Origin of the sequence: Bacillus sp. SG-1, assembly GCF_000181495.1 — a bacterium.
GTDB lineage: Bacteria > Bacillota > Bacilli > Bacillales > Bacillaceae_B > Rossellomorea.
On sequence record NZ_ABCF01000053.1, the window covers coordinates 1 to 20,574 of the forward strand.

The window sequence follows — 20,574 nt, forward strand, 5'->3', positions numbered from 1 at the left end:
AATGAAAACTCACCGCGGCTCAGCTAAGCGTTTTAAGAAGACAGGTTCTGGAAAATTGAAACGCTCTCATGCTTACACAAGCCATTTATTCGCTAACAAATCTACGAAGCAGAAGCGTAAGCTACGTAAAGGCGCTGTTGTTTCTAAAGGTGATTTCAAACGCATTCGTCACATGCTTGACAATCTATAATATCGAAGATTTAACACTAGGAGGGAAATTATATGCCACGTGTAAAAGGCGGTACAGTAACACGCAGACGTCGCAAAAGAGTTCTTAAATTAGCAAAAGGTTTTTATGGTTCAAAACATACATTATACAAAGTAGCTAACCAGCAGGTTATGAAATCCTACATGTATGCTTACCGCGATCGTCGCCAGAAAAAGCGCGACTTCCGTAAGCTTTGGATCACTCGTATCAATGCAGCTGCTCGCATGAACGGTCTTTCTTATAGCCGCATGATGCATGGTCTTAAACTTGCAGGTATCGAAGTAAACCGTAAGATGCTTGCTGATCTTGCTGTAAACGACGAAAAAGCATTTGCTCAATTAGCAGAAGCTGCAAAATCTCAAAACAACAAGTAATATTGTTAATCAAAGCCATTCTCTTGGAGGATGGCTTTTTTGTATGAAGATAAAAGGAAGGCGTCATAAACAGTTGAGGAATGGAACGGATTCTAGTTTGAGTTGATTAAGTAAGGATTAATCCAGCGGGGAATGGACCAAGTTTGATTTGAGTTTTTAAAATAAGGACAATTTTAACAGGGAATGAACCAAATTCTGGTTCGAGACGATAAAATATGGACTATTTCAGCCGGGGACGACCAGATTCCAGTTCAACAAAAAAATTGGACTAATTATAAGCGAAAAATAAACCAACTCCAAGGCCTATCATATTCGCTGACAACAAAAATAGACCCTATCCCTTATACTGTTAGTAAACTACCAATACAGAAAAGAGGCGCAATTCAATGAACATACAACTGGCGATCCTTCTCGCATACTTCATTATTATCAATCTCATGGGATTTATCCTGATGGGGAATGACAAGATCAGGGCAAAACAGAAAAAGTACAGGATCAGAGAGAGTTCGATTTGGAAGGTTGCTTTTCTTGGTGGGGCTGTGGGCTGTTATGCGGGAATGAAAACGTACCGTCATAAAACGAAGCATGCTGTTTTTAAGTATGGCCTGCCTGGCTTATCTGCAGTAGAGCTCATCACTTATTCGGGACTGGCTTTCATTATTATTAAGAGCTGATAATAACATGAAGCCTTGTTCTAACAGCTCGTACGAGTGTATATGCTGTAGTAAGATGTAGAAATGAGGTGGGAGCATGGACGAGAGGTATGCCTTTGTATTTGCCTTCATTGAATCAAGCGGATGGCTGGCTCCCCTCGCATTCATTTTATTTCATATTCTCAGGCAGTTCATCTTCCTTCCGGTCGTTCTTGTTTGTATTGTCGGTGGAATCTTATTTGGAAGTGTTTTTGGCACTATTTATTCCCTTATTGGATTAACGCTGTTATCGGCTGGTTCATTCTTTATATTAAAAATGCTTCCGAATCTGAATCAGAGACTTTTAGACTTAAAACAAAAATGGTTTGGACAGGGAGCTGTACTGACGGTAGGACAGATAGCCGTATTAAGACTTGTCCCATTCGTTCATTATCAGCTGCTCAATGTTTGTTTGATGGAGAGGAAACCAGCTTTGGGGGATTACTTGAAGAGTTCTTTCCTGGCCAACTTGCCGCTTGCGTTTTTTTACACTGTGTTTGGGGAATTTATTTCCGAATTTACTCCGGGTATCATTCTGTTAATTTTATTGGGACTGTGTATTCTGTTTTATACGTTGAGGGAAAAGGTAAGGATCATCAAGTGGCGTGAATTTTTTCACCAGCCATCATAAAAAGCCGAAAATGGTTAATCCATTTCCGGCTTCTTTTTTTTATCAATAAATTCTTTTAAGGGACTTTTCCAATCAATCGAAGCGTTTGGGTATCTTTCCAAAATCTCTGTCTCCACGTATTTCAGATCTTCGTAACTGATCCCTTTTAATGAGGAGGAATTTTCGACCCAAACAAAGATAGAGACTACATCAAATGCCCGATCCGTGGTTCCGAGATATTTTTCGCCTTGGAATAATACACCCTTATAGGTGATGAGAAAGTTTTTCCGCACGTTTTCCTGGTCATCCAAGAAGAAGAACTTCTTCTGGTCCATCGCCAGTTCCAACTTGCGCTTGGGATTCACAATGTATTTAAAAGCACGGTATAATAAGTAAATAATAAGAACAAAGATCACAATTCTAATAAGTATCAGCACTAATAACCCTCCAGACAATCACACAGCTTAGTCCAACTATCTCTCTCTACGATTGAGTTGGAAAAAAGTTTCACTTTTCTTGAAAAAACTTTTAACTTTTGGCTCTGTTACAGGAAGTTGTTGTTAGTAAGTATTTTGATTTTCGTTCCAGGCGTGCGATTCCGCGGGATGGGCGGTAACTAAAAAAGCGGACGGACGTTCAGCGGCGTGCAGACTGGACTGTCTCCGCATGAGATAAAGGAAACACAACGAACGCAGTGGTTGATGTTCATTTCCCATTGACCAAAAATGCAAATGACAATCCAGTATGTTATAGTATTCGATGCAATTTACTGATTTTACGAGGGAAAAAGAGGAAAGGGAGCTGTGTACATGAATATTAACCAATTATTTGAAATGCAGAGAGAACTTGATACCTACATTGAAAAAGAACATGGTTTGGAGAAAGCGGATCTTTTTCAGAGAAAGATTCTGTCGCTGCTGGTGGAAGTCGGAGAGCTGGCAAATGAAACGAGGTGCTTCAAGTTCTGGAGTACAAAGCCTTCATCTGAAAAAAGTGTTATATTGGAAGAGTTTGTAGATGGTGTGCATTTTATTTTATCGCTAGGCATTTATATGGGTATTAAGCACTTTGAACTTAGAGAAGCTAACTATATTGAAAAAGACGTCACGAGTCAATTTTTAGAAATTTATGATTCTATCAATGGCTTATTGACGAAAAAATCTGTGACAGAGTATGACCAGCTTGTTCATCAGTATTTTTACTTAGGTAAGCTACTTGGCTTTTCCCATGAAGACGTAGTGAAGGCTTATAAGCAGAAAAATGAAGTGAATTACAAGAGGCAGCAGGAAGGATACTGATGGATATTTTCCTGAAAAAAGAGGTACCCTAACTAAGCCTGCTATTGCGTTGAGTGAATCTTTTGAATAAATTCTGATAATTTGATATTATTGTTAACGGTACATAAAAACATTAGGGGGTCGAAATAATGGCGAAATTAGACGAAACACTAAGCATGCTGAAAGATCTGACAGATGCTAAAGGTGTGCCAGGTAATGAACGTGAAGCAAGAGACGTAATGAAGAAATACATAGAGCCTTTCGCTGATGAAATTACGACGGATAACTTAGGAAGCTTGATTGCCAAGAAAGTTGGCGATGAGAACGGTCCAAAAATCATGGTGGCAGGACACCTTGATGAGGTAGGCTTCATGATTACTCAAATCGATGACAAAGGGTTCCTTCGCTTCCAAACAGTCGGTGGCTGGTGGTCCCAGGTTATGCTGGCACAGCGCGTGACAATCGTAACGAATAAAGGCGACATCACAGGTGTAATCGGTTCTAAACCGCCACACATCCTTCCTGCAGAAGCACGGAAGAAGCCGGTTGATATCAAAGACATGTTCATTGATATCGGTGCATCAAGCCGTGAAGAAGCACAAGAATGGGGCGTTAAACCAGGCGACATGGTCGTTCCGTACTTCGAATTCACAGTAATGAATAACGAGAAGATGCTTTTGGCCAAAGCCTGGGATAACAGAATTGGCTGTGCAATTGCCATCGATGTCCTTAAAGGGTTAAAAGGCGAGAACCATCCAAACGTTGTTTACGGCGTAGGGACGGTACAGGAAGAAGTTGGTCTTCGCGGGGCGAGAACTTCTGCATCTAAAATCAAACCTGATATCGCATTCGGTGTCGATGTAGGTATCGCAGGAGACACTCCTGGCATATCTGAGAAAGAAGCGCAGAGTAAAATGGGTGAAGGCCCGCAAATCATTCTTTATGATGCATCAATGGTATCTCACAAAGGCTTGCGTGATTTCGTAACAGATATTGCTGACGAAAACAACATCCCTTACCAATTCGATGCCATCGCAGGCGGCGGAACAGACTCAGGTGCGATTCACCTAACTGCTAACGGTGTCCCTGCATTGTCCATCACGATTGCGACTCGCTACATTCATTCTCATGCAGCGATGCTTCACCGTGATGACTACGAAAATGCGGTTAAATTAATCACAGAAGTCATCAAGCGTCTTGACAAAGATACAGTGGCTAAAATTACGTTTGATTGATAAATCTGAAAGAGACTCCTTGTTGGGTCTCTTTTTTTATGATGTTTGAAAGCTATAGCAAGGAAATGTATCATTACGACTTTAGGGAGGTGAAATTCTGGAAGGTCGCTTGCTAAGAGGTGGGATAACTCATTTAGACCATTTTACATACAAGAGGGTCAGCGATATGTATATGTTTCACTAAAATTGATGATCTCACATACAAAAGTGAGGAAAATGTGTAGGTGGCTTAATCCAAATTGACAATTCACATACAAAAAAATTAAAGGCGGCTACTGTATTTAACTTTCTGCGACCAAATCAGCTCTCTTTCCCCATTTTTATTGTTACTTGTATTTTATTACCGTTCTCTGCTAGTCAAAAATAAAAGCGGATGCCCTATAAGCATCCGCTTTTATTACTTATTCAACCCTTCTTCGATTGTTTCAAGCAGCATCTTCTGCTCTTGTGGATCCGCAGTGTTCCAGAATACTTCCATCAGTACGCCCAGCCCAGGTAAGGTTTTTTCTTCCCCCCCCTGAATGGCATCTACAATTGTGTCTTTTAATTGATCCTGGTTGTTTCCGGATACATTATGGATAATCGCATTACGTAAGTTTAAGCCCATTTTCAACGCTCCTTTACACTGATAGTAATGTTTTCTTGGATATCTTCTCCTCTCTTGACGTTTATTATGTATGTAATGTGAGGTATAATGTAAATTCGAAAGCGGCAAAGAAGAAATAAGCTGCTAAATTGTTCACAAGGAGATACTGACTGTGAAATACGTTCAATCTGCAAAAAATCCGCAAGTGAAGCAATGGAAAAAGCTCCAAACGAAAAAAGAGCGTGAAAACTCTGGTACATATATAGTTGAAGGCTTCCACCTGGTAGAGGAAGCCCTAAAATACAAAGGTGTCGTTCAAGAGATCCTTGTTAAAGAAGGAGTCGATTTGCCTTCATCCTGGAATATGGATGAGGTTTCTGTCATTGCCTTGTCTGAGGATGCAGCCAAAGCGGTGTCGGCCACAGAAACAAGCCAGGGAGTGTTTGCTGTCTGTCAACAAAACCAAATAGGGGATCTTGAACTTCAAGGCAAGACATTCTTAATGCTGGATGAAGTACAGGATCCAGGAAACCTCGGGACCATTATCAGGACGGCAGATGCTGCAGGGATTGATGTGATAGTTCTTGGAGAAGGAACCGCGGATCTTTACAATCCGAAAGTGCTGCGGTCAGCACAGGGGAGCCATTTTCACCTGCCGATCATCAAAGGAAATCTCTCAAGCTGGATCGATCGCTTAAGAACTGAAGAAATTCCCGTTTACGGTACAGCATTGGAAAACAGTGCTGCATACCATACTGTAAACAGCACAGATTCATTTGCCCTCATCCTTGGAAATGAAGGGAATGGGGTTTCTCCATCGATCTTAGACTCAACCGACCAGAATCTTTATGTACCGATTTACGGTAAGAGTGAATCCTTGAATGTCGCCATAGCTGCCGGCATTTTAATGTATCATTTAAAAAAGGCGCAGTAATTTTACAAAAAGGTTTGAAAACGGCGGAAATGTTTTCTATAATAGATGGCACATATGTTAAAAACAATGACAGAGAAAAGTAGCATGTTGTAACCATTGCAGGGAAAGGGTACCCGGACTGAAAGTATCCTTATGGACAGCATTGTGAAAGTTCACCTCTTGAGTTGGCATCGGGAACGTTTCTTTGGAAACCGAAAGATGCCCCGGCGAAAAGCCGTTATCCCAATGAAGAGAACACAGGACGATTCCTTGTGTTTTAATAAGGGTGGTACCGCGACGATAACCTCGTCCCTTGATAGGGAGGAGGTTTTTTTGTTGTTAAAAAAGGCTGTTTTCGTATTGAATGTTGCTTTCGAAAAATCCCAAGAGCCGGATTTTTCCCTGTATACAATGATTTTTTCTCTAACAGGGAGTGTAGCTCTTTTCTTTCTCGTTTACCGGTTTTTTCCGGTGAACAAATGCAATATTTTTCGAAATTTATATCCAATATCAACAAAGTTTACGAAAAGAGCCTTAATAAATTACCAAAATGATCTAAGGAGGCCAATTTGCATGGAAGCAAAATTAAAGCAGTTGCAAGAGGAAGCTCTCGAAAAAATTGAAGCAGCAGAAGGACTGAAAGAGCTTAACGACATCCGTGTTGCTTATCTTGGGAAAAAAGGTCCTATCACGGAAGTATTAAAAGGTATGGGTAAGCTTTCTGCCGAGGAGCGCCCGAAAATGGGAGCTCTCGCAAACGAAGTACGTGCGGCAGTAACAGAACGTCTTGAAGAAAAGAACGAGAAACTTGAAAAGGAAGCGGTCAACCAGAAACTTGCTTCGGAAACCATTGATGTAACACTCCCTGGCAGACCTGTTAAAAAGGGAAGCAAGCACCCTCTCACGAAAATCGTAGAAGAGATTGAAGATTTATTCATCGGAATGGGATACAGCATAGCTGAAGGACCGGAAGTAGAAACGGACTTTTACAACTTTGAAGCATTGAACCTTCCGAAAGGACATCCGGCAAGAGATATGCAGGACTCTTTCTATATTACTGACGAAATATTGCTTAGGACCCATACGTCTCCGGTTCAGGCGAGAACAATGGAAAAGCATAAAGGCAAAGGGCCAATCAAAGTCATTTGTCCAGGAAAAGTGTATCGCCGTGACAATGATGACGCTACACACTCCCATCAGTTCATGCAGATCGAAGGACTTGTCATCGGAGAAAACATCCGTATGAGTGACTTGAAAGGGACACTGCAGGTATTCGCCAAGAAAATGTTCGGTGAGGATAGAGAAATCCGCCTGCGCCCGAGCTTCTTCCCATTCACAGAGCCTTCTGTCGAAATGGATATCACTTGTAAGATGTGCGGCGGTAAAGGCTGCAGTGTATGTAAAGGAACGGGCTGGATCGAAATCCTTGGAGGCGGAATGGTTCATCCGAACGTACTCGAAATGTCTGGATTCGATTCTAAAAAATACACTGGATTCGCTTTTGGTATGGGACCTGAGCGTATCGCGATGCTAAAATACGGCATTGATGATATCCGTCATTTCTATACAGATGATGTTCGTTTCTTAAAACAATTTCAAACTCAAGAATAAAGAATAAGGAGGCAGAAAAATGTTTGTTTCATATAAATGGCTGCAGGATTATGTAGATCTTTCCGGCATCACCCCTGAAGATCTTGCTGAAAAAATCACCCGCAGCGGAATTGAAGTTGAAGGTGTCGAGGTAATCGGGAACGGAGTAAAAAATGTCGTGGTTGGGCACGTATTGGAATGCGAGCCTCATCCGGATGCAGATAAACTGAACAGATGCCAGGTGGACGTAGGCGATGAAGAGCCGGTTCAAATCATCTGTGGTGCCCCTAATGTGGCGGCCGGCCAGAAGGTTCCTGTTGCAAAAGTAGGTGCAGTGCTGCCTGGGAATTTTAAAATCAAGAAAGCAAAGCTTCGCGGCCAAGCTTCACATGGCATGATATGTTCCCTTCAGGAGCTCGGCGTCGAAGGCAAGCTTGTGCCAAAAGAGCATGCAGAAGGGATTTACGTATTTGCAAATGATACAGAGGTCGGTTCCGATGCTGTAGAAGAGTTGAACTTGGATGATGCCATCCTTGAACTTGGATTGACACCGAACAGAGCGGACGCTATGAGCATGCTTGGTGTCGCTTATGAAGTGGCAGCTATTCTGGATCGCGATGTCAAAAAACCTGAAATCAAAGTGGAAGAGACTTCCGAAAAAGCATCCGATTACATTTCGGTGAACGTTGAAGCGACGGAAGATAATCCGCTATATGTCGCTAAAGTCATCAAAAACATTAACATCGGACCTTCTCCAATGTGGATGCAGAACCGTCTAATCGCATCTGGTATCAGACCTCATAACAATGTCGTTGATATTACAAACTACATTCTGCTTGAATACGGCCAGCCTCTTCACGCATTCGACTATGATCGGTTTGGATCAAAAGAAATCCTTGTAAGGCGTGCAAAGCAGGGGGAAGTAATTGTCACGCTGGATGAAGAAGAGAGAAAACTGAATGAGAACCATTTAGTCATTACGAATGGCACAGAGCCAGTTGCTCTAGCTGGTGTCATGGGTGGGGCCAATTCGGAAGTAGGACAGGATACGAAAACTGTTTTACTTGAATCAGCCTACTTTGCAGGCGGAACCGTTCGTGCAGCATCCAAGGATCATGGGCTGCGAAGCGAAGCGAGCTCACGTTATGAAAAGGGAGTCGATCCAAACCGTGTTAAAGAAGCGGCAGAAAGAGCGGTTTCCTTGATGGCGGAGTTTGCCGGCGGAGAGGTTCTTGAAGGTTCAGTCACTGTTGACAACCTGAAAGTGGAGCCAGCTGTCGTAACGATCACATTGGAAAAAATCAATTCTGTACTTGGCACGGATATCAGTGCTGAGGATGTAGAATCTATCTTCCGCCGTCTCCAGTTCCAAGTGTCCGTTTCGGGTAATGAATTCCAAGTAACAGTTCCTACAAGAAGAGGGGATATTACAATTGAAGAAGATCTCCTTGAAGAAGTTGCAAGGCTGTATGGCTACGACAATTTACCGCTGACACTTCCTGAAGGGGATGCAACTGCAGGAAGCCTGACGCCATTCCAGATCAAGCGCCGTGCAACGCGCCGCAATCTTGAAGGATCCGGGTTGATGCAGGCCATCACTTATTCCTTGACGAATGATGCAAAGGCAGGACAGTTTGCACTTCATAAACGTGAGCCGATTCGTCTGATCATGCCAATGAGTGAAGAGCGCAGCAATCTGCGTCTAAGCATCATCCCGCAATTGCTTGAAGCGTTGTCTTACAATAGTGCGCGTCAAAATGACTCTCTTGCTTTTTACGAAGTTGGTTCTGTCTTCTTGAAAGAAGAGAACCAGGAGCTTCCTTCCGAGCATGAACATATTGCAGGTGCTTTAACCGGGTTATGGAACAGCCATCCGTGGCAGGGAGAAAAGAAGCCGGTTGACTTCTTCGTGGTGAAAGGAATTCTTGAAGGGCTGTTTGAGGAACTGGGTGTATCGGAACACATCACCTTCCGCCAAGCTGAGCGTGAAGGAATGCATCCGGGCCGTACGGCAGAAATTCTGTTGGATGAAACTGTGATCGGATTTGCCGGACAGGTACATCCGGAGGTTCAAAAAGCCATGGACCTTAACGAGACTTATGTATTTGAAATTGAAGCAGCGCCAATTTTCAATTACGGCCTGCCGGCACTTCAATATACTGCAATTCCAAGATACCCATCAATTACAAGGGATATTGCTCTTGTAGTGGATCAGCAAGCTAAAGCCGGTGAGTTGAAGACTATCATCAAAGAAGCAGGCGGCAAGCTGTTGAAAGAGGTTTCCATCTTTGACTTGTACGAAGGCGAGCACATGGAGCCTGGCAAAAAGTCACTTGCCTATTCACTGAAATACTTTGACCCGGAACGCACATTGACAGATGATGAAGTCGTCAAAGCGCATAACAAAGTCCTGGAAGCGGTGAAAGCGAAAGCCGGAGCGGAGTTAAGAGGATAATATAGTGTAAAAAAACACCCCTGCAGATCGTCTGCTGGGGTGGTTTTTGCGTCTAAATCAGAAGTTATGCGTCTAAATCAAAAGTAATGCATCTAATCCAGAATCATTGCACCTGCTCCAGAACCGAAAGCCAGATACTTAGCTTGTGCCAAATGTGGAATAACTAAGTTCGTGGCCAACCTTACCCCCGCGCAAGCTTCTGCGCTTTATCGCTATTCGCAAAGTGCCACTTGGTGATTTTTTTCAGCTCATCCGCACCTGACTTGCGAATGATTTTGGCTCCGGCAATATCGACCTGCTTGCCAGCGCCTTTAGGGATCGGAAATCCTGCCAACGCACTCAGTTTGTCCATCTCTTTGACAAAGGCATAGCGTGCAAGGATGGAAGCGGCAGCAACAGACAGATGAATGCTTTCGCCTTTTGTACTGAAGAGTACGTTCTCTCTGTGAATCTCTTTTTGACCAGCTAAATATTTATAGTAGGTGTTTTCCTCAGCGAACTGATCAATCAGAACAGCCTCAGGTTTTTCCGGTGCTATTTTTTGAAGAAGGTTCAAGATGGCCCTGTTATGGAGCAGCGCTTTGATTTTCCCCTGGGACATTCCCTTTTCCTGCAAGGCGTTATATTTGTCGTTATGACAGATAAGGAGACTGTAAGGGATGACAGAAAGCAGGTTTTTCGCGATTGCTATGATTTTCTCATCATTCAGGTTCTTTGAATCTTTGACACCCAGCTCTTTCAAGAGTGGAATCTGTTCCTTTTTCACATAGGCGGCAACGACAGTAATCGGACCGAAGAAATCTCCTGTGCCCACTTCATCAGACCCGATGAGAGACATTTCCGCAATGTTCGCAGGAAGCTTTGGATTCGTTTTAGGTTTACTTCCCTTGTTGGAGGCAGGGGCTTGGGCGGTTCCCCATTTCCCGGCTTCTTCTTGCCCGCTTCCTCCCTGAAAAAGGACCTTTCCAGACTTGTAAGCGGTGATGGTGCAGCCGGAGACTTTTGCAGTGAACACTGAACCTGGAGGCATTTTATCCTGGAGATTGTTTTTATAATATGCTTTCATTTCATTGATTTTTGCCGTAGTGCATTGTAAAACGGTATTTGCCATATAGCCCATTCCCTTCTTGAAAAAAGTGTTCATATGTATGTTCGAACTTAAATCATATCAAACTTTGAATGCTTTTAGAATTGTTAACAAATATAGACTAAAAATGACAAATTCTTTCCCATAATAAATATTTTCATGTTATGATTATGTTTAGGATTCTTATGATAGGGGGCTTTCATGTTGTCTCAAGAACAAAAAAACCGTACAACTGTGGATATATATGGGACGCAATATGTTATTGTCGGGACTGAATCTACCAGTCATATCCGCCTTGTGGCTTCCCTCTTAGATGAGAAGATGAGAGAGATCAGCTCCATGAATCCTTCCTTGGATAAAAGCAAGCTTGCAGTGCTCACAGCAGTAAATACGCTTCATGACAACCTAAAGCTGAAAGAGTACTGTGAAAGTCTGGAAGAAGAATTAAAAAAATTAAAGGATTGAAAATATTATGCTTGATTTAGCACTATTGATTATCCTCATTTTCGGATTCTTTGTCGGATTGAGGAGAGGGTTTATCCTTCAGCTTGTACATATGACAGGTTTCATTATTTCATTTATCATTGCCTATATTTATTATGAAGAGCTGGCGCCAAAATTAACTTTATGGATTCCATTCCCTGTGCTTGATGAAGAATCTGCACTGAACATGCTGTTTGAAGCAACCAATCTGGATCAATCTTATTATCGGGTTATCGCATTTGCCATCATATTTTTTGCTGCCCGGATTCTGTTTCAAATCATCGGTTCCATGCTCGATTTCCTTGCACACCTGCCGATCCTGAAGCAGTTGAATGTTTTTGGCGGAGGCATACTCGGATTCATTGAAACTTATATTATTCTCTTTATTCTTTTATATATCGCGGCATTGCTGCCGATTGCCATGGTTCAAACGTTACTGAACGATTCAGTGCTTGCTGAATTCATGATTACCCATACACCATTTTTATCGGATCAGGTACAGGACTGGTGGATCAATTACGTATCAGAATAATTTTATACTGAGGACTGGCCGGAGTTAATTTGGCCGGTCCCTTTTTGTGTGTATCACATTTTCAAGTCTTTTCAATCTTATGTACTGTTATCGCTTTTCTTCAGCAGGCTGAGCAATTCCACGGACAGTGAAAATAACGCAAGCGGAGCACATGGGTGTACGCTTTAAAGCGTTGTAAGAGAAAAAACGATGACTGAATTAAGTTGATGCTCATTGTCTTTGGGAGCGGTTCTAAATACATGAGTTGATGGTTTTAAGGGGAGAAATGTACAAAGAAATGAGATTTAGATACAAGGGTTGGTGGTTTTAACAGGAGAAGTGTATATAGACGTCCACCTTCCTTCACCTGAAAGCAGCTTTTAAATGTATGGAGGAAGTGGGGAACCAACCGTAGAGCATCAGGTGCTGGAGGTGCGTGTTCCTAGGTCCGCCAGTCCCCGCAGGATTAAGAATTGTCCACCTTGTAATGTCCATCCATCCTCTCATCTATATATTTTTCCTTTTAGACAGGTATTCTGATAGTATTAATATTGGAGGCTGAAAAAACGCCTTATGGAAAATAGACATTACTCTGGAAAATTCACATAAGAGGGTGATCGAATGACGGTAAATAAAAAAAATATTATAAAATTGCTTGAAACTATTGCTATATACATGGAGTTAAAAGGTGAAAACACATTTAAGGTCTCGGCGTTCCGCAAAGCGGCGAACGCGCTTGAAACGGATGACAGAAGCCTGAATGAGATAGATTCCTTTACAGCAATTAACGGGATAGGGAAGGGCACTGCAGCCGTAATTGAAGAGTACATTACTGATGGGAAATCCAGCGTCCTGGAAGAGCTGCAGCAGGAAGTTCCTGATGGGCTGGTACCGCTCTTGAAGCTGCCTGGTCTTGGCGGGAAGAAGATAGCCAAGCTTTATCAAGAACTGAACGTCACGAACATAGAAGATTTAAAGGACGTCTGTGAGGCAGGGAAAGTATCTTCTTTATCAGGTTTTGGCAAAAAGACGGAGGAAAAGATCCTAGCGGCTATTGAAAGTGCGGGTTCACAGCCCGAAAGGCTTCCAATCGCGTATATGCTTCCTGTTGCCGAAAAAATTGAAGAAGCTCTTTCAAAAATGAAAGGGATAAAAGAATATTCCCGTGCCGGCAGTTTGAGAAGAATGAGAGAAACAGTCAAGGACCTTGATTTCATCATCGCAGTGGAAGATGTACAAGCAGTCAAGGAGCAAATCATGAACCTTCCGGATATTAAAGAATCATCTGCGGCCGGGGATACAAAGATATCATTGATTTTCCGCTATGAATGGGAAGTATCCGTTGATTTCAGGCTGGTAAAGCCAGAAGAGTACGCAACCGCGCTTCATCATTTTACAGGCTCAAAGGATCATAATGTCAGGATGAGGCAGATTGCAAAAGAAAGAGGAGAGAAGATCAGTGAGTACGGAGTGGAAAACGCCGAAACGGGTGAAATGGCCACTTTCCGCTCTGAAGAGGAATTCTTTGATCATTTCGGCCTTCCTTGGATCCCGCCCGAATTAAGAGAAGACGGCAGGGAAATCGAGCACTATTCACAAGACTACGGACTAATAGAGTTGAAGGACATCAAGGGCGATCTGCATATGCATTCCACTTGGACGGATGGGGCCTATTCACTGGAAGAAATGATTGAAGCATGCAGGGAAAAAGGATATAAGTACATGGCTTTCACCGATCATTCCCAGTACTTGAAGGTTGCCAATGGGCTGACTGCGGAAAGATTGTTGAAACAGCGGGATGAGATCCGCAAGCTGAATGATAAATATGATGATATTACAATCCTTTCAGGTATCGAGATGGATATTCTGCCTGACGGGACACTGGATTATGAAGATGAGGTCCTTGAACAGATGGATCTTGTCATCGCATCTATTCACTCGAGTTTTTCACAGTCAAGGGACAAGATCATGGACCGTATGAAAACGGCATTGAAGAATGCTCATGTAGACATCATTGCCCACCCGACAGGCAGGATCATCGGCAGAAGGGAAGGTTACGACGTCGATGTCGATATGCTTATCGAACTGGCAAAAGAGACAGGCACTGCACTTGAATTGAATGCCAATCCAAACAGGCTGGACCTTTCATCTGAAAATATTAAAAAGGCTGTGGAAGCCGGTGTTAAGATTGTCATCAATACAGATGCCCACAGTATCGACCATCTCGAATTCATGGAAGTCGGGGTCGGTGCAGCCAGAAAGGGATGGGTGAAAGCAAGTTCTGTCATTAATACGTATGAGAGCGATGACTTGCTGAAATTTTTAAAAAGAAACGATGGATAGGTAGGAGGAGTAAACTCCATGAATGATAAAGTACTAAGGACTCTGGAATTTAACAAGGTAAAAGAGCTACTTGCAGGATTTGCCGCTTCGGCACTTGGAAGGGCAAAAGTGGAAGGTCTCCAGCCTTCAACTACTCTGGAAGAAGTCATCAGAATACAGGAAGAAACAGACGAAGCCGCCAGTATTTTGAGAATGAAAGGCCATGCACCGCTTGGTGGTATATTTGATATCCGCCCAGCAGTTAAGCGTGCAACTATCGGCGGAATGCTGGGACCGCAGGAATTCGTACAGGTAGCGAGCACGATTCGTGCAAGCAGACAGTTCCGTTTGTTCATGGAAGATTTAGAGGAAGAGGAGGAACTTGAACTGCCTATCTTAACTGAGAAAGTCAGTCAGATGGCCGTTTTGACTCCCCTTGAACATAAAATTAAAGCAGTAGTGGATGAGAATGGAGCTATTCTTGATTCTGCAAGTGATTCGTTAAGGCAGATCCGCTCGCAGATCAGGGCAAACGAAGGGCGTATCAGAGAGAAGCTTGAAAGAATGATCCGCTCGAGCAATGCACAGAAGATGCTGTCGGATGCAATTATCACAATCCGTAATGATCGATACGTTATCCCTGTTAAACAGGAATATCGCGGGAATTACGGAGGAATCATTCATGATCAATCCTCTTCAGGACAGACACTTTTCATTGAGCCTGAAGTCATTGTGTCGCTGAATAATGCACTTCGTGAACTGAAACTCAAAGAAGGTCAGGAAATCGAGAAAATCCTTACTGAACTGACGGTCGAAGTCAGTGTATTTTCAGAAGACCTTTTGACCATTGTCTCGGTTCTTGCAGATATCGACTTCATGTTCACCAAAGCAAAATACGGGAAGTCCATCAAAGGGACAAAGCCTGAAATCAATGGCAATCAAGTCTTAAAGCTGAACAGGGCACGCCATCCAATGCTGCCTATTGATGAGGCAGTAGCGAATGATATTGAACTTGGGAAAGATTTCAGTTCTATCGTGATTACCGGTCCGAACACCGGCGGTAAAACGGTGACACTGAAAACCATTGGCCTTTTGACATTGATGGCACAATCCGGGCTGCAAATACCTGCATTGGACGGATCTGAAATGGGTGTGTTCCAAAATGTTTACGCCGATATTGGAGACGAGCAGTCGATAGAGCAAAGCTTAAGTACCTTTTCATCCCACATGGTGAATATTGTGGATATACTCGGCAAGGTGGATCATGAAAGTCTTGTGTTGTTTGATGAGCTTGGGGCGGGAACTGATCCGCAGGAGGGTGCGGCTCTTGCCATCTCTATCCTGGATGAAGTGCACCAGCGGGGGGCTAAAGTGGTGGCGACGACCCACTATCCTGAATTGAAAGCCTATGGCTACAATCGGGATGGTGTCGTTAATGCCAGTGTGGAGTTTGACGTAGAGACGCTGAGTCCAACTTATAAATTGTTGATTGGTGTTCCGGGCCGAAGCAATGCATTTGAAATATCGAAACGGTTAGGCTTAGCTGACAGGGTAATCGACCGGGCAAAATCGCATATTGGAACAGACAGCAAAGAGATTGAAAATATGATTGCTTCTCTTGAAAAGAGCAGGAAAGATGCTGAAGCGGATTATGATGAAGCTCATGAACTGCTGAAACAGGCAGAGATGATGCATAAGGATATGCAGAAGCAAATGATGGAGTTCTACGAGAAGCGGGACAGCTTATATGAAAAAGCAGAAGTGAAAGCTTCTCAAGTAGTTGAGAAAGCGAAAGAAGAAGCGGAAGGCGTCATCCGGGACCTTAGGAAAATGAGGCTTGAAAAAAGCGCTGAAATCAAAGAGCATGAGCTTATTGACGCAAGGAAACGTATTGAAGGCGCTGCGCCGGAATTGAATAGAAGTAAACCGAAAAAGACAAATGCAAGTCAGAAGCGGGAATTGAAACCAGGTGATGAAGTGAAGGTTCTTTCATTTGATCAGAAGGGGCATCTGGTTGAAAAAGTTTCTAAGAACGAATGGCAAGTGCAGATGGGGATCATGAAGATGAAGGTAAAAGAATCCGACCTGCAATTCATTCAAGCCGAGAAAAAGGTTGAAACCAAACCGCTTGCAACTGTAAAAGGAAAAGATTTTCATGTCGGTTTGGAACTGGACCTGCGCGGCGAGCGATTCGAAAATGCACTTTCGAGAGTTGAAAAGTATGTTGATGATGCCTTATTGGCCGGCTATCCGAGGGTATCCATCATACACGGTAAAGGAACCGGAGCCTTGAGGCAGGGTGTTCAGGAATACTTGAAAAACCACCGCTCAGTAAAAAGAGTCCGGCTTGGTGAAGCGGGCGAAGGCGGAACTGGTGTCAGCGTAGTGGAATTCAAGTAACTATTTACATTATTTACAATGAGGGGAGCTTAATGCCTCCCTTCACTGGAGCTGAAATCAATCTAAAGCAAAATTACTTGCAAAATAGTAAAAAAAAGTAAGGGAGTATCGGGATGGAGAACTTTTGGGAAAATGAATTTATTCAAACAGCCGGTTATTACAGTGTGTTCATATTGTTTCTTGTACTGTTTCTTGTTATTTTCGAACTTGTAACCAAATACAAGAATTGGGAAGAAATCAAAAAAGGAAATCTGGCTGTAGCAATGGCTACAGGAGGGAAGATATTTGGTATTGCGAATATCTTCAGGCATTCGATTGCCGAAAATGATACATTGATGACCACCATCGGCTGGGGAGTTTTTGGGTTCATTTTGCTGCTGTCCGGATACTTTATTTATGAATTTTTGACACCAAAGTTTAAAATCGATGATGAAATTGAAAAAGACAACCGGGCCGTAGGCTTTATTTCCCTTGTCATATCAGTCGGCCTGTCCTATGTCATAGGGGCAGGCATCTCATAAGGAGAGAGAAATGGAAACATTAGCAAAAGTATTATTGGGTCTTTGTGCAGGATTTATCATTGTGGGCATTATATATATGGTCTTTTTTGTATAGACAGCAAACGAGGAGCGGTTCCTTTCCGCTCTTTTTTTGTTGCCTGTACAACTTCCTCTTTTATTAATTCGATTGTATCGGGTGTAAAGATATACTATAATGGTGTAAAGTATTATAATTTTCTAACAATTCTCAAAGGGGGGAAGTATTATGGAAAGACCTTGGCTTGAACTGTATCCAGAAGAAATTAAGAAGGAGCTGGAGTATAATCCTGCCCCATTGCAGGATTACCTTACGAAAGCAGCGGAACTTTATCCTGAAAAGTCTGCCATTCATTTTATGGGCAAGGAAATTAAGTACAATGAACTGTATGATTCTGCCCTGAAATTCGCCAATTATTTAAAGACCCTGGGTGTTGAAAAAGGGGACCGGGTGGCAATCATGCTGCCGAATACGCCACAGTCTGTCATTGGTTATTATGGAGTTCTCTTTGCCGGTGGAGTCGTCGTACAAACCAATCCTCTTTACATGGAAAGGGAAATAGAATATCAGATGAATGACTCTGGTGCCAAAGTGATCCTCACATTGGATATTCTCTTCCCAAGAGTCACAAAGGTAATGAAAGAGACTTCACTTCAACATGTAATTGTAACCGCTATCAAAGATTATCTTCCTTTCCCGAAGAATTTGATTTACCCGTTTATTCAGAAGAAGCAATATGGCATTGTTGTAAAGGTGGAGCCATCCGATCAGTTTCATTTATTCACGGATATCATGAAAACCGCTGATAATAAACCAATTGATATTCCGTTTGATTTTGAGGAAGATTTAGCATTGCTCCAATACACCGGCGGAACAACAGGTTTCCCTAAAGGGGTTATGCTCACCCATAAGAACCTTGTGTCAAATGCAGCGATGTGTGATGCATGGCTTTATAAGTGTAAAAAGGGCGAAGAAATTATGTTGGGAATACTTCCTTTCTTCCACGTGTATGGAATGACGGCCGTTATGATTCTTTCTGTCATGCAGGGATATAAAATGATTTTGCTGCCAAAGTTTGATGCGGAAACAACTCTGAAGACGATCCAAAAACAAAGACCGACCTTGTTTCCTGGAGCCCCGACCATTTATATCGGGTTATTGAATCACCCTGAATTAAAGAAATATGATTTGTCTTCAATCGATTCTTGTCTCAGTGGATCTGCACCCCTCCCGGTTGAAGTCCAGCAGAGATTTGAGGAAGTCACCGGCGGGAAGCTTGTGGAAGGCTATGGCCTGACTGAATCTTCACCTGTCACGCATGCGAATTTCCTATGGGATCGGGAACGGATAAAAGGCAGTATCGGCATTCCATGGCCTGATACAGATGCTGGTGTATTTTCAATGGAGACGGGGGAAAAACTGCCGCCAAATGAAATCGGTGAAATTTGGGTGAAAGGTCCCCAAGTCATGAAAGGCTATTGGAACAAACCTGAAGAAACCGAAATGACGCTTAGGGACGGCTGGCTGCTTACCGGAGATTTGGGCTACATGGATGAAAAAGGTTATTTTTACGTAGTAGACCGTAAGAAGGATATGATCATAGCAGGAGGTTTCAATATCTATCCAAGGGAGATTGAAGAGGTTCTTTATGAACATCCGGATGTCCAGGAGGTAGTAGCTGCGGGAATACCTGATCCTTATCGCGGAGAGACGGTGAAAGCGTATGTTGTCCTGAAAGAAAATTCAAAAGTCACTGAAGAAGAGCTTGATTCATTTGCAAGAAAGCATCTTGCTGCTTATAAGGTACCAAGATTGTATGATTTCAGAGACGAGCTACCGAAAACGGCTGTAGGAAAAATCCTGAGAAGGGCGCTTGTGGAGGAAGAGAAAAATAAGTTAAATGACAAAGATGAAAAACTCGGTTAAGATTGAATTTCATGCTGAATAGATAACTGGAAACGACTCTTGGGCTGCAATCCGCCCTTTCTTTTTGTTGAAGAATGGGACAAGTATTCTACTTGACATTTTTTCTCGAGCATTTTATTATGAAAATATGAATGAATAGTCATTCATTATTTTGAAGAGGCAGGGCATAAAATGAAAAGAGACAAACCGAAATATAAACAGATTATTGATGCCGCTGTAGTAGTGATTGCTGAAAATGGATATCATCAAGCCCAGGTTTCTAAAATAGCAAAACAGGCCGGAGTGGCGGATGGAACCATTTATCTTTACTTCAAAAACAAAGAAGATATACTGATCTCATTGTTCAGAGAGAAAATGGGAATGTTTGTTGAAAAAATTGAAGAAGTTATAGCAGGAAAACGAACCGCGGCGGAGAAGTTATTAGTGATGATTGAAAATCATTGTAAAATCTTGTCGGAAGATCACCATCTGGCCATCGTTACACAGCTGGAGTTAAGGCAGTCCAATAAGGATATCCGCCTTAAGATCAACGAAGTGTTGAAAGGGTACCTTTCAATGATTGACAGGATCCTGGCTGAAGGAATAAAATCAGGAGAATTTTCTCCCGGCCTCGATATCCGACTGGCACGCCAAATGATCTTTGGTACAATCGATGAGATGCTTACAAACTGGGTCATGAATGAACAAAAATATGACCTGTCAGCACAAGTTCCTGCCATACATAAATTGCTGCTTAATGGCTGTGGCTCCGGGAACTGAAGTATTGTGTAAGGAGGAAGTCTAAATGCAGTATTTGAGTTGCAAGTTTGAGAATCAGACAGCACTCGTTACTATTCAGCGTCCGCCTGCAAATGCCCTTGCCAGTGACTTGATCATCGAACTGGACGGGTTGATGGATGAACTGGAAAATAACGAAGAAGTAAGGGTGATCTTGCTGCACGGCGAAGGCAGGTTTTTCTCTGCCGGTGCAGATATTAAAGAATTCACCAAAGTAGAAAGCGGCGAAGATTTTTCAAAGCTTTCCAAAAGAGGCCAGGACCTCTTTGAACGGATGGAAAACTTCCCTAAACCAATTGTCGCATCGATTCATGGTGCTGCATTGGGCGGCGGGCTGGAGCTTGCAATGGGTTGCCATATCCGCATTGTCGGTGAAAACGCTAAATTGGGACTGCCGGAATTGCAATTGGGCTTGGTACCTGGATTTGCCGGTTCGCAGAGGCTTGCGAAATTTGTCGGCTCCGCAAAAGCTGCTGAAATGCTGCTGACAAGCGAGCCGATAAGCGGTAAGGAAGCAGTTCAACTGGGCTTGGCAAATAGGGCATACCCGGATGAAGAGGTACTTGACCAAGCAAAGAATCTGGCATTCAC

20 protein-coding genes and 1 other annotated feature are annotated in these 20,574 nt (G+C 42.9%); of the genes, 17 read left to right on the forward strand and 3 right to left on the reverse strand.

Annotated features, from left to right (window positions below; translation table 11 throughout):
• The first annotated feature begins 1 nt into the window (after nt 1).
• From rpmI to BSG1_RS15240, 4 genes are all read left to right on the forward strand, one after another.
• Entirely contained in the window at nt 2-190 is a 189-nt protein-coding gene (rpmI, locus tag BSG1_RS15220) for a 50S ribosomal protein L35 (RefSeq protein ID WP_006838014.1), read from the forward strand.
• A gap of 32 nt (nt 191-222) precedes the next feature.
• Complete coding sequence (gene rplT, locus BSG1_RS15225; RefSeq protein WP_006838015.1) at nt 223-582, forward strand: 50S ribosomal protein L20; 360 nt, start codon at nt 223-225, stop codon at nt 580-582.
• 386 nt (nt 583-968) lie between these two features.
• Nucleotides 969-1,256: a DUF1294 domain-containing protein gene (locus BSG1_RS15235; protein ID WP_006838017.1), complete on the forward strand. Its 288-nt coding sequence runs from the start codon at nt 969-971 to the stop codon at nt 1,254-1,256.
• Nucleotides 1,257-1,332: 76 nt separating this feature from the next.
• Entirely contained in the window at nt 1,333-1,905 is a 573-nt protein-coding gene (locus tag BSG1_RS15240; protein WP_006838018.1) for a TVP38/TMEM64 family protein, read from the forward strand.
• A gap of 14 nt (nt 1,906-1,919) precedes the next feature.
• On the opposite strand, the gene BSG1_RS15245 is transcribed toward BSG1_RS15240, so the two are convergent.
• Nucleotides 1,920-2,321: a hypothetical protein gene (locus BSG1_RS15245; RefSeq protein WP_044022989.1), complete on the reverse strand. Its 402-nt coding sequence runs from the start codon at nt 2,319-2,321 to the stop codon at nt 1,920-1,922.
• 372 nt (nt 2,322-2,693) lie between these two features.
• Between BSG1_RS15245 and BSG1_RS15250 the strand changes: the two genes are divergently transcribed.
• The gene (locus BSG1_RS15250) at nt 2,694-3,182 is read left to right on the forward strand and encodes a dUTP diphosphatase (protein ID WP_006838020.1); all 489 of its coding nucleotides are present in this window, start codon (nt 2,694-2,696) and stop codon (nt 3,180-3,182) included.
• A gap of 128 nt (nt 3,183-3,310) precedes the next feature.
• Nucleotides 3,311-4,396: a M42 family metallopeptidase gene (locus BSG1_RS15255; protein WP_006838021.1), complete on the forward strand. Its 1,086-nt coding sequence runs from the start codon at nt 3,311-3,313 to the stop codon at nt 4,394-4,396.
• Between the two features lie 397 nt (nt 4,397-4,793).
• Here BSG1_RS15255 and sspI read toward each other — a convergent pair whose 3' ends face one another.
• Nucleotides 4,794-5,003 (reverse strand): small acid-soluble spore protein SspI, encoded by a 210-nt coding sequence (sspI, locus tag BSG1_RS15260; protein WP_006838022.1) that lies wholly within the window; start codon nt 5,001-5,003, stop codon nt 4,794-4,796.
• A gap of 151 nt (nt 5,004-5,154) precedes the next feature.
• On the opposite strand from sspI, the gene BSG1_RS15265 reads away from it, so the two are divergent.
• From BSG1_RS15265 to pheT, 3 genes are all read left to right on the forward strand, one after another.
• The gene (locus tag BSG1_RS15265) at nt 5,155-5,916 is read left to right on the forward strand and encodes a TrmH family RNA methyltransferase (protein WP_006838023.1); all 762 of its coding nucleotides are present in this window, start codon (nt 5,155-5,157) and stop codon (nt 5,914-5,916) included.
• Nucleotides 5,917-5,973: 57 nt separating this feature from the next.
• Nucleotides 5,974-6,212: a binding site (T-box leader), on the forward strand.
• A gap of 256 nt (nt 6,213-6,468) precedes the next feature.
• Entirely contained in the window at nt 6,469-7,506 is a 1,038-nt protein-coding gene (pheS, locus tag BSG1_RS15270) for a phenylalanine--tRNA ligase subunit alpha (RefSeq protein ID WP_006838024.1), read from the forward strand.
• 19 nt (nt 7,507-7,525) lie between these two features.
• Nucleotides 7,526-9,940, forward strand: a complete 2,415-nt coding sequence (gene pheT, locus BSG1_RS15275; RefSeq protein WP_006838025.1) for a phenylalanine--tRNA ligase subunit beta — start codon at nt 7,526-7,528, stop codon at nt 9,938-9,940.
• 181 nt (nt 9,941-10,121) lie between these two features.
• On the opposite strand, the gene rnhC is transcribed toward pheT, so the two are convergent.
• On the reverse strand, nt 10,122-11,051 hold the full coding sequence (rnhC, locus tag BSG1_RS15280; protein WP_006838026.1) for a ribonuclease HIII: 930 nt from the start codon (nt 11,049-11,051) through the stop codon (nt 10,122-10,124).
• Nucleotides 11,052-11,231: 180 nt separating this feature from the next.
• On the opposite strand from rnhC, the gene zapA reads away from it, so the two are divergent.
• The 8 genes from zapA to BSG1_RS15320 all read left to right on the forward strand — a co-directional run.
• Nucleotides 11,232-11,492 (forward strand): cell division protein ZapA, encoded by a 261-nt coding sequence (gene zapA / locus BSG1_RS15285; RefSeq protein ID WP_044022990.1) that lies wholly within the window; start codon nt 11,232-11,234, stop codon nt 11,490-11,492.
• 7 nt (nt 11,493-11,499) lie between these two features.
• Nucleotides 11,500-12,042, forward strand: coding sequence for a CvpA family protein (locus BSG1_RS15290; RefSeq protein WP_006838028.1), 543 nt, complete (start codon nt 11,500-11,502; stop codon nt 12,040-12,042).
• A 600-nt stretch (nt 12,043-12,642) separates the two neighbouring features.
• A complete protein-coding gene (polX, locus tag BSG1_RS15295) occupies nt 12,643-14,364 on the forward strand; it encodes a DNA polymerase/3'-5' exonuclease PolX (protein WP_006838029.1) in 1,722 nt (573 codons plus the stop codon).
• Nucleotides 14,365-14,382: 18 nt separating this feature from the next.
• Nucleotides 14,383-16,743: an endonuclease MutS2 gene (locus tag BSG1_RS15300; protein ID WP_006838030.1), complete on the forward strand. Its 2,361-nt coding sequence runs from the start codon at nt 14,383-14,385 to the stop codon at nt 16,741-16,743.
• Between the two features lie 113 nt (nt 16,744-16,856).
• Nucleotides 16,857-17,264, forward strand: a complete 408-nt coding sequence (locus tag BSG1_RS15305) for a DUF350 domain-containing protein (RefSeq protein ID WP_006838031.1) — start codon at nt 16,857-16,859, stop codon at nt 17,262-17,264.
• Nucleotides 17,265-17,508: 244 nt separating this feature from the next.
• A complete protein-coding gene (locus tag BSG1_RS15310; RefSeq protein WP_006838032.1) occupies nt 17,509-19,206 on the forward strand; it encodes a long-chain-fatty-acid--CoA ligase in 1,698 nt (565 codons plus the stop codon).
• 171 nt (nt 19,207-19,377) lie between these two features.
• Nucleotides 19,378-19,965, forward strand: coding sequence for a TetR/AcrR family transcriptional regulator (locus tag BSG1_RS15315; protein WP_006838033.1), 588 nt, complete (start codon nt 19,378-19,380; stop codon nt 19,963-19,965).
• Between the two features lie 25 nt (nt 19,966-19,990).
• On the forward strand, nt 19,991-20,574 hold a 584-nt coding region (locus BSG1_RS15320; protein WP_006838034.1), incomplete at its 3' end, for an enoyl-CoA hydratase-related protein.